The following is a 1,089-nucleotide window of genomic DNA, read 5'->3' on the forward strand; positions in this document are numbered from 1 at the left end:
ACGAAACAGCGTTGACCCAGATGGAGCAGCTAGTGCGATCGCATCTCGGGCAACCCAAACAGGCAAAGCGGGTTCCCTTAACCTGAATACCAAGACATTTAGCGCTAGCGGACGCGCCTTGGTAACGGTCAGCAGTACAGGTACCGGTGTTGCTGGAACCTTGGACGTCTCTGCTGATACCATCAAACTTGACAATGGTTTCCTCAATGCTGAAACCTCTGCTGGAGACCAAGGGAATATTACCCTCTCTAATGCCAAACTAATTTTCTTACGGAACAACAGTGAGATAACGACTAATGCCAGGGATACTGCTACTGGTGGCAATATCACTATCACCACTGACTTTTTAGTGACATCAAAGGGTAGTAAAATCAGTGCCAATGCCATTTTGGGCCGTGGGGGAAATATCACGATTTCGGCCATTGGAATTTTTAGCGATCGCAGTAGTAAGATTACTGCTTCATCCCAACTTGGTATTGATGGCAGTGTTACTCTCAATACTCCAGAGGTTAACCCCGCCCAAGCCTTAGACAAGCTACCTGTAGATGTAGTGGATACCAGCAATCAAATCATCACCGATTGTGCAGCAAACAGCGTCAATAGTTTTTTAGTTACCGGAAAAGGAGGAATCCCCGCTAACCCAGCTGGGGTATTGCGGGGTCAAGTCGTAGTACCGGATTTGCGGCTAATGGTTGATCAAGGGACTACACAATTAAGCAATAGAAGAAGAAGCCGGAGTTGGAGAAAAAGGAAATTAGGGTATAACAGGCCAGATCAGGCACAACCAATAACGAAGAAGAAATCACCTATCATTGAAGCCCAAGGATGGATAATCAATGAGCAGGGCATTGTGGAGTTGGTTCCTTATCCTGCCCAAGGTAACTATAGTAGTTGGAATAGTAGTTTTAATTATCGATGTTTTAGGCAGTAGGCAGTAGGGAGTCGGGAATCGGGAGTCGGGAATCGGGAGTCGGGAGTCGGGTGAAGAGTGTGGCAAGTGTGGAGAGGGTAACTTAAGTGTACAAAAACTAACTATAGCGAGCTTTTATCATAGCTATGAGGTACACATAATTTTTTACCTATTGCCTA

At 45.8% G+C, this 1,089-nt stretch carries 1 pseudogene; it reads left to right on the plus strand.

What is annotated here, in order from left to right:
- Positions 1–931: pseudogene (locus tag F6K53_RS44845) on the plus strand (hypothetical protein); the annotation flags it as partial.
- Positions 932–1,089: the final 158 nt, after the last annotated feature.

It is taken from the genome of Moorena sp. SIO4A1 (assembly GCF_010672065.1).
Lineage (GTDB): Bacteria > Cyanobacteriota > Cyanobacteriia > Cyanobacteriales > Coleofasciculaceae > Moorena.